Below are 12,194 nucleotides of genomic sequence, written 5' to 3' on the forward strand. Positions count from 1 at the left end.
ATAAATCCGCAGCGTTCCAGGCCGCCCTAGCCACAAAAATCTCCGGGCCGCGACAAAAACGTTAGCTATAACAACAAGATGTGGCGTTTACGCTATTCGGCGACCAGTTCCGTATCCCAGTAGAGAAAGTCCATCCAGCTTTCATGCAGGTGGTTCGGCGGGAAGCGCCTGCCGATGGCATGCATTTCCTCGGGCGTGGGCCGGCGCGGCGGGCGGCGCAGCCGCAGACCCGAATGCTTCAGCGATTTATTGGCCTTTTTCAGGTTGCAGGGCGAACAGGCGGCGACGACATTCTCCCAGCTGGTGATTCCCCCGCGCGAGCGCGGCACGACATGGTCAAAGGTCAACTCGCCCTTGGCGCCGCAATACTGGCAGCAGAACTCGTCCCGCAGAAAAAGATTGAAGCGCGTGAAGGCCACGCGCTTCTGGGGTTTGACGTAATCTTTCAGCACCACGACCGAGGGAATGCGTATGCTGTGGCGTTGGCTTCGCACCACCTCGTCATACTCGGCGATGATCTGGACCCGGTCCAGGAACACCGCCTTCACCGCCTCCTGCCAGGGCCAGAGCGACAGCGGGTAATAGCTGAGCGGCCTGAAATCGGCGTTTAGAACCAATGCGGGGTGATGGCGCAAGAAGGATGGCTCGCGCACGAATTGGGTTCGAAATTCGCCATGGTCGTCCAGCATCGGCCCTCGCTTCGCCTTGTCCGGGACGGGTCAGAACTTGGCACCGACTATATATCGCGGCTCCGGGCTGACAAGTCCCTGAATATATGCCTGGCGCACAAATAGCCGCGCGGCGTGACATGTGCGTGACAAGGGTTTACGGCGGGGAGGCAATTTTCATCAGCACCAGCCCCGCGACGATCAGCACCGCCGCGACGAGGCGCAGGGCATCGGCCGATTCGCCCAGCAGCAAGACCCCCAGCACGAAGGTGCCGACCGCGCCGATGCCCGTCCAGATGACATAGGCCGTGCCCAGGGGCAGCACCTTCATCGACAGCGACAGGAACCAGACGCTGGCCACCATGGCGACAAGGGTGATCGCGGCCGGCCAGGGCCGGGTGAAACCCTCGGACTGCTTCATGGCAAAGGCCCAGACCACCTCCAGCACCCCCGCCACGCCCAGATAGATCCATGCCATGCCCGCCTCCTGTCCTGCCGGGCAGGTTGTGGCGGCGCGCGGGCAAGGTCAAGCCGGGCTGGCCCTGCCGGCGGATTGCTGGCAGGATGGCGGCATGAGCATACCGCCCAAGCTGATCGGCACGCTGGAGGCCGCGCTTTACGCCGAGGATCTGGACGCGGCCGCCGGTTTCTGGACCGGAATCATCGGCCTGCCCGAGATCGCCCGTGTGCCCGGCCGGCATGTGTTCTTTCGCTGCGGCGCGCAGGTGCTGCTGGTGTTTCGCGCCAGCGCGACGCGGGTGCCGCCCAAGCCCGATGCCCGCCTGCCCGTGCCGCCGCATGGCAGCGAGGGACCGGGGCATTTCTGCATGGCGGCGGCGCCGGACACGTTCGATGCCTGGCGCAGGCATCTGGAAGCGTCGGGAATAGAGATCGAGGCCGATTTCATCTGGCCCCAAGGCGGCAGATCGCTGTATTTCCGCGATCCTGCCGGAAATTCCATCGAGATCGCCGATCCCGCGATCTGGGAGTGATCGCAGGCCAGCGCCCGGGGACGATCAGCGGCGAACACGCACCGCGGCTGCCTGCGGCACAAGGAGACGCAGGGAAACCATGCCGGCCGGAATCAAGGCGATCGCAGTCATCCAGATCAGGGTCATGTGAACTCTCCTCGTATCCTCTCTCTTAAAACCTAGGAACTGCTTCCGGTTTCGCAAGTGCGGAATCGCTCAAAGCTTCACAACCTGGCGGCAAACCGCTCTTTCAGAAAGGCCAGCGCCACCGACAGCCCGTCGGGAGAGATGCCATGCGCCGTGCCCTTCATGACATGGCCATAGACGGTGAAGCCAGCCTTTTGCAGCGCCTCGCCGGCGATCCCCATGCTTTCGAAGGGTACGACCGGATCCTGGTCGCCATGAACCAGCAGGACCGGCGGCTTGACCCGCGCCTGACCCACATTGTCGGGATCCAGCAACCGCCCCGAGAAGCCCACCACGCCGGCGATCTCCTCGTCCCGCTGCGGCGCGACGGCCAGCGCCATCATCGTGCCCTGCGAAAAGCCGACCAGCGCCAGCCGGTCCGCCGCCAGCCCTTCATCGGCCAGGACCCCGTCCAGGAAGGCGTTGATGTCCTTGAAGGATTGCGCGGCCGAGGCCTGAGCCTGCGCCTCGGAGGAGCCGTCCATCCAGGGGATCGGAAACCATTGATAGCCCATCGGATTGTTCAGGCAGGGCTCGGGCGCGTTCGGGGCATAGAAGGCGGTGCCCGGCAGATGCGGCGCCAGCGGATCGGCCAGGCCCAGCAGGTCGGCCCCGTCGGCGCCATAGCCGTGCAGGAACACCACCACCGTATCGGCCTTGCGCGGCCCCTTGCGTTCGGATTTCAACTCGCGCAGCATCTCGTCCCCCTCAGCGGACGCCCTCGCGCCCTTTCGCGGCCCGGTAATAGGCCCAGAGCGCCCGGGCCGCAACCGCCCGCCAGGGCCGCCAGGGCTCGGCCATCTCGGCCAGCGCCGCCGGACGGGGCCGCTCGGGCAAGGCGTAGAGCAGCCGCGCCGCCTCGGCCAGCGCCAGATCGCCCGCGGCAAAGGCATCGGCCCGGCCAAGCGCGAATTTCAGATAGATGTCAGCCGTCCACCGCCCGATCCCCGGCAGCGCCGTCAGCCGGGCGATCACCGCCTCGTCGGGCAGATCGCGCAAGCCCGCCCACTCCACCCCTGCCCCGGCGATGCCGCGCAGATAGCGGATCTTCGGCCGCGACAGGCCCACGGCGCGCAGCGCCTCCTCATCGGCCGCGGCGATTCCGGCCTCGTCGGCCAGCCCGGCCGCCGCCATGCGCGCGGCGATGGCATTGGCGGCCTGGGTCGAGATCTGCTGCGACACCACCGCGTCGCGGATCGCCGGGAACCCCTCGGGCCAGCGCCGCAGCGGCAAGGGCAGCAGCGCCGGCAGTTCGCGCGCCCAGACCGGACAGACCCGCATCAGATGCGCCGCGCCTTCCTCCAGATCGGCGGCGGCGCGGATCTCGCGCATCATTCCTCCTCGTCGGCCAGCCGCGCCTCCTCCTTCAGCCGGGTCTCGAAGGCCATCGAGATGTGATGGCGTAGCGCCTGTTCTGCCGCCGCCCCGTCATGGGCGGCGATGGCATCGACGATGGCCTGATGCTCGTCCAGCGTGACCACGTCGCGGCCCTGCGCGGCCAGGCTGGTGCGCGCCATCAGGGCCATGCTGCGATGCACCAGGTCCAGCTGCTGCACCAGGTAGCGGTTGTGCGAGGCCAGGTGGATCTGGTGGTGGAAGCGGCGATTCGCCCGCGCCAGGGCCTGCGGATCGCCCAGGATGGCGCGGTCGTCCTCGACCATGCCGGCCAGCACGCGCACCTCCTCGGGCGTGGCGTGGCGGGCGGCCAGCCGCGCCGCCAGCGCCTCCAGCTCGGCGCGCACGGTGTAAAGCTCGGCCAGCTGGTTGTGGTCCAGCGTGGCGACGATCAGGCTGCGCCCGTCGCGCTTGAGCATGGACTGGGTTTCCAGCCGCTGCAAAGCCTCGCGGACCGGGGTGCGCGAGACGCCAAAGCGTTCGGCCAGTTCGGATTCGACCAGCCTGTCGCCGGGGCGATAGATGCCATTGTCGATGGCGGAGAGGATCAGGGAATAGGCGTCTTTCATGCCCGCACGATCCGCGCTCGGAACGGCGATTGCAAGCGCCATGCCGCGGGTTTAGGCAGGGATCATGGATTTTCGGCATGTCACCACCTGGATCTTCGATCTGGACAACACGCTCTATGCGCCCGAGGTCAGGCTTTTCGCCCAGATCGAGCGGCGCATGACCGCCTATGTCATGCGCGAGCTGCGGGTGACCGAGACCGAGGCCGGCCGGCTGCGCCGCCATTACTGGCGCACCCACGGCACCACGCTGGCCGGGCTGATGGCCGAGCATGGCATCGACCCGCTGCCCTATCTGCGCGAGGTCCACGACATCGACTTCTCGGTCCTGACGCCCGATCCCGCGCTGGCCGGGCTGATCGCCGCCCTGCCCGGCCGCAAGATCGTGCATACCAACGCCGACAGCGCCTATGCGGCGCGGGTGCTGGAGCATCGCGGGCTGACCGTCTTCGACGCGATCCACGGTGTCGAGGAATCGGGCTTTCACCCCAAGCCGGACCCGCGCGCTTATGCCGCAGTCCTGGCCGCCGAGGGTTTCGAGCCGACCGGCGCCGCGATGTTCGAGGACGATCCCAGGAACCTCGCCGTCCCGCATGAGCTTGGAATGCGGACGATTCTCGTCGGTTCCGGCCGCCACGGCCCCGACGAGCTGGCCGAGGATCACGACCCCGGCCCGCATGTGCATCATCGCACCGGGGATCTCGGCGGCTTCCTGCGCGGGCTTGTTGGAACCGACAAGCTTGGTAAGATTTGACCTTCCGCCAGTTAGGAAACCCGAACGTCCAAGGAACGCGCCATGTCCGAACCGCTTACCCCCGCCGAAGCCGCAGCCCAGGACCGGGCCGAAGCGCGCACCGCGAGAGGCCTTTTCGCCTTCGCGCTGCTGGCCGTGGTGCTTTCGGTCGTCTGCCTCGTGCTCTGGGGCCTGCCGGCGCTCAACCTGATCGGGCTGGCGGCCACGGTGCTGGTCTTCGCCATGCTCGCCGCCTATGCGGCCGGGTTCTAGGCCGGCCGGGAGCAGATGATGCAGATCGACGATACCGAGATCCTCGTCTCCGGCGGCGGCATTGCCGGGCTGATCGCGGCCGCTGCCTTCGGCAGCGCGGGACATGCGGTGATCTGCGTCGACCCGGCCCCGCCGGTGACGGACGAGGCGGCCGCGGGCGCGGATCTGCGCAGCACCGCCTTCCTGCATCCCTCGATCGCCGTGTTGCAAGCCGCCGGGCTGTGGGATCGCCTCGCCCCCCATGCCACGCCCTTGCAGGTGATGCGCATCATCGATGCCGGCGGGAAACTGTCGCAGGCGCGGCTGAGCCGCGATTTCGACGCCTCCGAGATCTCGGATCAGCCCTTCGGCTGGAACCTGCCGAACTGGCTGCTGAAGCGCGAGATCTCGGCCCGCCTCGCCAGCCTGCAAAACGTCCGCTTCCGGCCCGGAACCGGCACGTCCGACCTGCTGGTCCGCGACAGCGAAGCTCTGGCGACGCTGACCGATGGCAGCCGCATCCGGGCCAGGCTGGTGATCGGCGCCGACGGCCGCAATTCGCCGGTCCGCGAAGCGCTCGGCATCGGCACCCGCACCCTGCGCTACGGGCAGAAGGCGCTGGCCTTCGCCGTCACGCATGAGCGCCCGCATGAGAACGTCTCGACCGAGATCCACCGCTCGGGCGGCCCCTTCACGCTGGTGCCCTTGCCCGACCGGGACGGCAAGCCCTCCTCGGCGGTGGTCTGGATGGAGCGCGGCCCGGAAACCGCCCGGCTGCGCGCCCTGCCGCCCGAGGCCTTCGAGGCCGAGCTGAACCGCCGCTCGGCCGGCGTGCTCGGCCAGCTGACCCAGGCCACCCGGCTGACGGAATGGCCGATCATCAGCCAGATCGCCGACCGCGTCACCGGCCCGCGCACGGCGCTGATCGCCGAGGCCGCGCATGTCGTGCCGCCCATCGGCGCGCAAGGGCTGAACATGAGCCTCGCCGATCTGGCCGCCCTGGTCGCGCTTTCCGCCGGCGACCCCGGCAGCGCCGCGTCGCTCGCCGCCTATGAGCGTCGCCGCCGCCCCGAGGCGCTGGCCCGCCTGATCGGCATCGACGCGCTGAACCGCGCCAGCATGATCTCGGCCCGCCCCTTGCGCGACCTGCGCGCCGCAACCTTGGGCAGCCTCTACGCCATCCCGCCGCTGCGCAGGGTCATGATGCGTGCCGGCCTGGGCGTGACCTGAACCGCTTTCACCGTTTTCCAAATACTCATCCGGCCGGCCCATCGGGCCCCCCCGCTTCTTCGTTCCCCGAATACTCAAGGGACCGCACCACCGGCCCCGCCCTTCCCGGTGGCGCGCGGCCGCGCAATCTGCCAGATAGCCACCATGGCCAAACCGATCACCGCCTTCACCTGCACCGCCTGCGGCGCCAGCCATCGCAAATGGGCCGGCCGCTGCGACGCCTGCGGCGCCTGGAACACCATCATCGAGGAAGCACCGCTCAGCCAGGGCCCCGGCCGCGGCCTCGGCACGCTCAAGGGCAAGCCCATCCCGCTTTCGGGCCTTGCCACGCAAGAGGCGCCGCCGCCCCGCGCCATTTCGGGCATCACCGAACTCGACCGGGTGCTGGGCGGTGGGCTGGTGCCCGGCTCGGCGATTCTCGTGGGTGGCGATCCGGGCATCGGAAAATCCACCCTGCTGCTGCAAGCCGCAAGCGCCTTCGCCCGCGCCGGCCAGCAGGCGATCTATGTCTCGGGCGAGGAAGCCAGCGCCCAGGTCCGACTGCGGGCGCAACGCCTGGGCCTTGGCGACGCCCCTGTCCGCCTGGGCGCCGAGACCGCGCTGCGCGACATCCTGACCACGCTCGACGCCGAACGCCCGGACGTCGCGGTGATCGACTCGATCCAGACGCTCTGGTCCGACCGGATCGAGGCCGCGCCCGGCTCGGTGGCGCAGGTCCGCGCCGCCGCGCATGAGCTCGTCACCTTCGCCAAGCGCCGCGGCACCTCGGTCATCCTCGTCGGCCATGTCACCAAGGAAGGCCAGATCGCCGGTCCCCGCGTGGTCGAGCACATGGTCGATACCGTGCTGTATTTCGAGGGCGAGCGCGGCCACCAGTTCCGCATCCTGCGCGCCCACAAGAACCGCTTCGGCCCCGCCGACGAGATCGGCGTCTTCGAGATGACCGGCGGTGGGCTCTCCGAGGTCGCCAACCCCTCGGCGCTGTTCCTGTCCGAGCGCGGCGAGGCCAGCGCCGGCTCGGCGGTCTTCGCCGGCATCGAGGGCACCCGCCCGGTGCTGACCGAGGTGCAGGCGCTGGTCGCCCCCTCGACATTGGCAAGTCCCCGCCGAACCGTGGTCGGGCTCGATGGCGGCCGGGTCTCGACCATCCTCGCCGTGCTCGAGGCGCGCTGCGCGATACCCTTCGCGGGTCTCGACGTTTTTCTCAATGTTGCCGGGGGGATGCGCGTCAACGAGCCCGCCGCCGACCTCGCCATCGCCGCGGCGTTGCTCAGCGCGCGCGAGGATGTGGCGCTGCCGCCCGAGGCGGTGCTTTTCGGCGAGATCAGCCTGTCGGGCGCGCTGCGGCCGGTCGCCCAGGCGGAAAACAGGTTGAAAGAGGCGCAGAAACTTGGTTTTTCACGGGCGATCCTGCCTTCGGCCACCAAGGTCGAGGGCGTGGCCGGGATGCGGATCGACCGCATCGCGGATCTGACAAGTTTCGTGGGCGAGACATTCGGCGCCGGATGAACTCGTCCCAAAGACGCGGGCAATCCCGCGAAAGGGCGTGAAAATGGACGGATTCACCATCATCGACGGCATCGTCGCCGCCGTGATCATCCTCTCGGCGATCCTGGCCTATGCGCGCGGCTTCGTGCGCGAATCGCTGGCGATCCTGGGCTGGATCGGCGCGGCCGTGCTGGCCTTCATCTTCGCGCCGACGGTGCGGCCCATGGTGGCGCAGGTCCCGGGGCTCAACAAGTTCCTGGCCGACAGCTGCGAGCTGGCCACCATCGCCGGCTTCGCCGCGGTCTTCGCGCTGGCGCTGGTGCTGTTCTCGATCATCACGCCGCTGTTTTCCTCGGTCGTGCAACGTTCGGCGCTGGGGGGCGTGGATCAGGGCATGGGGTTCCTGTTCGGCGTGGCGCGCGGCATCCTGCTCGTCGCCATCGCCTTCATCGTCTATGACCGGGTGATGACCACGCAGCCGGTGGCGATGGTCGAGAACTCCCGCTCGGCCCAGGTGTTCGAGCGCATGCGCGGCCAGATGGACCAGCAGATCCCGCAGGACGCGCCCGGCTGGGTGGTCAGCCGCTATGAGCAGCTGGTGCGCAGCTGCGTGCCCTCGGGCCAGCCGGTCGATGCCCAGACGCCCGCTCCCACGCCCGCCGCACCGGCGAATTGAGCCGATATGGCCAATTTGTGACATAAAATGCGCCCCGTCATGGCGGTGGGGCGTGACTTCGCCCGCCTGACGCCCTAGATTGGCGTCACGCGTCCCAATATACCCCAGCCCCGGAATAGCCCCAAGAGTCGGTGATGATGCAGCCATTCCTTGCCCATCCCTTCGATTCCGACCGCCTGCATGAAGAATGCGGCGTGTTCGGCGTGATCGGAGTGACGGATGCCGCCAATTTCGTCGCATTGGGGCTGCATGCCTTGCAGCACCGCGGACAGGAGGCCGGGGGCATCGTCGCCCATGATGCCGAGCAGGGCTTCAACAGCGCCCACCGCTTCGGCTATGTCCGCGACAACTTCACCAAGCAGAGCCTGATGGAGACCCTGCCCGGCTCGCTCGCCATCGGCCATGTGCGCTATTCCACCGCCGGGACCAAGGCGGCGACCGCGATCCGCGACGTGCAGCCCTTCTTCGGCGAATTCGCCATGGGCGGCTGCGCCATCGCCCATAACGGCAACATCACCAACGCCATGGCGCTGCGCCGCGAGTTGATCGAGCGCGGCTCGATCTTCCAATCCAGCAGCGACAGCGAATGCATCATCCACCTGATGGCGCGCTCCATCCAGCGCAACATCCCCGAGCGGATGAAGGACGCGTTGCGCCGGGTCGAGGGCGCCTTCAGCGTCATCGCCATGACCCGCACCAAGCTGATCGGCGTGCGCGACCCCCTGGGCGTGCGCCCGCTGGTGCTGGGCCGCATCGGTGACGAGGGCTTCGTGCTGGCGTCCGAGACCTGCGCGCTCGACATCATCGGCGCCGAGTTCCTGCGCGAGATCGAGCCGGGCGAGATGGTGGTGATCTCCAAGGGCGAGGTCGAAAGCTCGCGCCCCTTCGGCCCGTCCAAGGGCCGGTTCTGCATCTTCGAGCATGTCTATTTCTCGCGCCCCGATTCGATCATCGGCGGCCGTTCCGTCTATGAGACCCGGCGCCAGATCGGCGTGGAACTGGCGCGCGAGGCCCCGGTCGAGGCCGACCTGGTCTGCCCGGTGCCCGACTCGGGCACGCCGGCCGCCATCGGCTATGCGCATGAAAGCGGCATTCCCTTCGGCATGGGCATCATCCGCAACCAGTATATGGGCCGGACCTTCATCGAACCGACCGAGCAGATCCGCAACATGGGCGTGCGGCTGAAGCTCAACGTCAACCGGGCGCTGGTCAAGGGCAAGCGCGTGGTGCTGGTGGACGATTCGGTGGTGCGCGGCACCACCTCGCGCAAGATCAAGGACATGATCCTGGACGCGGGCGCAGCCGAGGTGCATTTCCGCATCGCCTCTCCGCCCACCGCCTGGCCCTGCTTCTACGGCGTCGACACGCCCGACCGCGACAAGCTGCTGGCGGCGCAGATGTCCGAAGAAGAGATGCGCGAATGGATCGGCGTCGATTCGCTGGCCTTCGTGTCGCTGGACGGGCTTTATCGCGCCGTGGGCGAGGCACAGGGCCGCAACAAGTCTTGCCCGCAATATTGCGACGCCTGCTTCTCGGGCGAATATCCGGTGGCGCCCTTCGACCAGCTCGAGCGCGGCTTCCGCATGAAATCCGACAGCGCCCCGAGCCCGGTCGCCGGCCACGCGGCAGAGTGATCCGGTCGCGGCGGCCGAGCCGGGCCATAAAAAAGGCGGGGGCTCGATGCCCCCGCCTTTTTTCATCTCCTCAGATGCGGCCGATCTTTTCCGGCAGGATGACGGTGAAGCGGCTGCCCTGGCCGCGCTCGCTCTCGATGCGCAGCCGGCCGCGATGGCGGTTCACGATATGCTTGACGATGGCCAGGCCCAGCCCGGTGCCGCCCTGCTCGCGCGAGCGATGCGTATCGACGCGATAGAACCGCTCGGTCAGGCGCGGCAGGTGCTGCGGGTCGATCCCCTCGCCCTGATCCGCCACGCAGACCGCCCAGGCCGGACCGCGCAGCACCGGCTCATGCGCCAGCCGCTCCAGCGTCACCGTCGCCACCCCGCCGGCGCCACCGTATTTCACCGCGTTCTCGATCAGGTTGTGGAACACCTGCACCAGCTGGTCGGCATCGCCCGGCACCGGTACCTTCCCGGCCGCGCCCTGCAATTCCAGCCGCACGCCGGCCGCGGTGGCGGCAGGGGTCAGCGTCGCCACGACGCTGCGCAGCAGCCCGGCCAGGTCCAGGCATTGCGCCGGGCGGCGGCGCTCGTCCTGCTCGACCCGGCTCAGCGACAGGAGGTCGGCGACCAACCGGTTCATCCGCCCCGCCTCGCGCTCCATGATGTCAAGAAAACGGTCGCGGGCGGCCGGGTCGTTGCGGGCCGGGCCGCGCAGCGTCTCGATGAAGCCCATCAGCGCCGTCAGCGGCGTGCGCAATTCGTGGCTGACATTGGCGACGAAATCGCGGCGCATCTGCTCGGTTTCCTCGTCGCGCGAGCGGTCCTCGATCACCACCGCCGCACCCAGCAGCCCCGGCGCCTGCAAGGCCGTCACCGTCACCTCGCAGAACACCCGCCGGTCGGCGGCGCCAAGAGTGACGTTCAGCTGTGCCCGTTCCTGCCCGGCCAGCACCGCCTCCAGCGCGGCATTGACCTCGGGGTGCCGCAGCACGGTGACGAAGGGCCGCCCGCCCGGCACCGCGCCCAGCAGCGCCTCGGCCGGCTCATTGGCGCCGAGGATGCGCGCATGGCCGTCCACGACCAGCATCGGCACCGGCACGGCCCGCAACAGCGCATGCAGCCGCGCCTCGATCATCCCCGACCGGCCTGGGCCAGCCCCCGGCGGAAGCGGGCGGCGTTGCGGTTGTAACCCTCGGCCGATTTCAGCAGTTGCGCCCGCGCCGCCTCGTCCAGTTCGCGCACCACCTTGCCCGGCGCGCCCATCACCAGCGAGCCGGGCGGGATCATCTTGTTCTCGGCGATCAGCGCCCCGGCGCCGATCAGCGAGCCGGCGCCGATCCGGGCGCCGTTCATGATCGTGGCGCCCATGCCGACCAGCACCCCGTCCTCGATGGTGCAGCCATGCAGGATGGCGCGATGGCCGATGGTGCAATTCGCGCCGATGGTCAGCGGATAGCCCATGTCGGTATGGCAGACCGTCAGGTCCTGCACGTTGGAGTTCCGGCCGATGCGGATCTCCTCGTTGTCGCCGCGCAGCACGGCGCCGAACCAGACGCTGGCGCCCGGTTCCAGCACCACCTTGCCCATCAGCTGCGCATCGGGCGCCACCCAGGCATCCTCGGCGATTTGCGGCGCGATGCCGTCCAGTTCCCAGATCATGCGCTTTCCTCCTCCATGAGCGCGCGGACGAAGGGACCAAGGCCGACCTGCCGGGCACGGCGCATCCGCTCGGCCCGCAGGATGGTCTTCAGCGCCTCGGCGCTGCGGTCCAGATCGTCATTGACGATGACGTAATCGTATTCCGCCCAATGGCTGATCTCGTCGCGGCTCTTGCGCATGCGGCCGGCGATCACCTCGGGCGCGTCCTGCTGGCGCGCCACCAGCCGGCGCTCCAACTCGGCCAGGCTGGGCGGCAACACGAAGATCGAGATGACATGCGCCCCCAGGGACGAGGCGCGGATCTGCTGGCCGCCCTGCCAGTCCACGTCGAACAGCGTGTCGCGCCCGGCGCGCATCGCCTCCTCGACCGGGCCGCGGGGGGTGCCGTAGAAATTGCCGAAGACCTCGGCATGTTCCAGCATCTCGCCTGCGGTGACCATGGCGCGGAACTGCTCGGGGGTGCGGAAATAGTAATGCTCGCCCTCGATCTCGCCGGGGCGCGGCTTGCGGGTGGTGGCCGAGACGGAAAAGCGCAGGCCCGGATCCCAGTCCATCAGCCGCCGCGCCAGCGTCGATTTTCCCGCGCCCGAGGGCGAGGACAGGATCACCAGAAGTCCGCTGCGCTCCATCTCCATCCGCCTTGTTCCCAGCCGTTCCAGCGCCGCCTGAATGGCCCTCCCCGCCAGCAGGGTCAAGCCCCGCACCCGCTGGCCGCGGGTTTTTAACCATCGGTCAAGAAATCGCTCGG

15 protein-coding genes are annotated in these 12,194 nt (G+C 68.6%); 7 read left to right on the forward strand and 8 right to left on the reverse strand.

Translation table 11 applies throughout. The annotated features are described in order from the left end of the window. Positions 1-92 precede the first annotated feature (92 nt). Positions 93-689, reverse strand: a complete 597-nt coding sequence (locus AQY21_RS18745) for an HNH endonuclease (protein ID WP_058099127.1) — start codon at positions 687-689, stop codon at positions 93-95. 136 nt (positions 690-825) lie between these two features. Next, positions 826-1,146, reverse strand: a complete 321-nt coding sequence (locus AQY21_RS18750) for a multidrug efflux SMR transporter (protein WP_058099128.1) — start codon at positions 1,144-1,146, stop codon at positions 826-828. Positions 1,147-1,240: 94 nt separating this feature from the next. On the opposite strand from AQY21_RS18750, the gene AQY21_RS18755 reads away from it, so the two are divergent. Then, positions 1,241-1,660 carry a VOC family protein gene (locus AQY21_RS18755; protein WP_058099129.1) on the forward strand — a complete coding sequence of 140 codons (420 nt, stop codon included), beginning with the start codon at positions 1,241-1,243 and terminating at the stop codon, positions 1,658-1,660. A gap of 203 nt (positions 1,661-1,863) precedes the next feature. On the opposite strand, the gene AQY21_RS18760 is transcribed toward AQY21_RS18755, so the two are convergent. Genes AQY21_RS18760 through AQY21_RS18770 form a run of 3 tightly spaced genes read right to left on the reverse strand, consistent with a single transcriptional unit; the run spans position 1,864 to position 3,789 of the window. Then, the gene (locus AQY21_RS18760; RefSeq protein WP_058099130.1) at positions 1,864-2,523 is read right to left on the reverse strand and encodes an alpha/beta hydrolase; all 660 of its coding nucleotides are present in this window, start codon (positions 2,521-2,523) and stop codon (positions 1,864-1,866) included. 10 nt (positions 2,524-2,533) lie between these two features. Further along, positions 2,534-3,157: a DNA-3-methyladenine glycosylase gene (locus AQY21_RS18765; RefSeq protein ID WP_058099131.1), complete on the reverse strand. Its 624-nt coding sequence runs from the start codon at positions 3,155-3,157 to the stop codon at positions 2,534-2,536. Further along, entirely contained in the window at positions 3,157-3,789 is a 633-nt protein-coding gene (locus AQY21_RS18770; RefSeq protein WP_028712375.1) for a GntR family transcriptional regulator, read from the reverse strand. Before AQY21_RS18770 ends, AQY21_RS18765 begins: the two co-directional genes overlap by 1 nt. A gap of 64 nt (positions 3,790-3,853) precedes the next feature. On the opposite strand from AQY21_RS18770, the gene AQY21_RS18775 reads away from it, so the two are divergent. The 6 genes from AQY21_RS18775 to purF all read left to right on the forward strand — a co-directional run bounded on the left by AQY21_RS18775 (position 3,854) and on the right by purF (position 9,799). Next, positions 3,854-4,540 carry a pyrimidine 5'-nucleotidase gene (locus AQY21_RS18775; RefSeq protein ID WP_058099132.1) on the forward strand — a complete coding sequence of 229 codons (687 nt, stop codon included), beginning with the start codon at positions 3,854-3,856 and terminating at the stop codon, positions 4,538-4,540. A 42-nt stretch (positions 4,541-4,582) separates the two neighbouring features. Then, a complete protein-coding gene (locus tag AQY21_RS18780; protein ID WP_058099133.1) occupies positions 4,583-4,792 on the forward strand; it encodes a hypothetical protein in 210 nt (69 codons plus the stop codon). Positions 4,793-4,810: 18 nt separating this feature from the next. Then, positions 4,811-6,001, forward strand: a complete 1,191-nt coding sequence (locus AQY21_RS18785; protein WP_058099173.1) for a UbiH/UbiF family hydroxylase — start codon at positions 4,811-4,813, stop codon at positions 5,999-6,001. 144 nt (positions 6,002-6,145) lie between these two features. After that, a complete protein-coding gene (radA, locus tag AQY21_RS18790) occupies positions 6,146-7,510 on the forward strand; it encodes a DNA repair protein RadA (RefSeq protein WP_058099134.1) in 1,365 nt (454 codons plus the stop codon). Positions 7,511-7,553: 43 nt separating this feature from the next. Continuing rightward, complete coding sequence (locus AQY21_RS18795) at positions 7,554-8,165, forward strand: CvpA family protein (protein ID WP_058099135.1); 612 nt, start codon at positions 7,554-7,556, stop codon at positions 8,163-8,165. A 137-nt stretch (positions 8,166-8,302) separates the two neighbouring features. Further along, a complete protein-coding gene (gene purF, locus AQY21_RS18800) occupies positions 8,303-9,799 on the forward strand; it encodes an amidophosphoribosyltransferase (RefSeq protein WP_152988275.1) in 1,497 nt (498 codons plus the stop codon). A 70-nt stretch (positions 9,800-9,869) separates the two neighbouring features. Here the strand turns inward: purF and AQY21_RS18805 are convergent, their stop codons facing one another. The 3 genes from AQY21_RS18805 to gmk are packed head-to-tail and all read right to left on the reverse strand — an operon-like array spanning position 9,870 to position 12,075. Continuing rightward, positions 9,870-10,922 carry an ATP-binding protein gene (locus AQY21_RS18805; RefSeq protein ID WP_058099137.1) on the reverse strand — a complete coding sequence of 351 codons (1,053 nt, stop codon included), beginning with the start codon at positions 10,920-10,922 and terminating at the stop codon, positions 9,870-9,872. Next, entirely contained in the window at positions 10,919-11,446 is a 528-nt protein-coding gene (locus AQY21_RS18810; RefSeq protein WP_058099138.1) for a gamma carbonic anhydrase family protein, read from the reverse strand. Before AQY21_RS18810 ends, AQY21_RS18805 begins: the two co-directional genes overlap by 4 nt. After that, a complete protein-coding gene (gmk, locus tag AQY21_RS18815) occupies positions 11,443-12,075 on the reverse strand; it encodes a guanylate kinase (protein WP_058099174.1) in 633 nt (210 codons plus the stop codon). Before gmk ends, AQY21_RS18810 begins: the two co-directional genes overlap by 4 nt. Positions 12,076-12,194: the final 119 nt, after the last annotated feature.

Origin of the sequence: Paracoccus sp. MKU1 (genome assembly GCF_001447385.1) — a bacterium.
Taxonomy (GTDB): Bacteria; Pseudomonadota; Alphaproteobacteria; order Rhodobacterales; family Rhodobacteraceae; genus Paracoccus.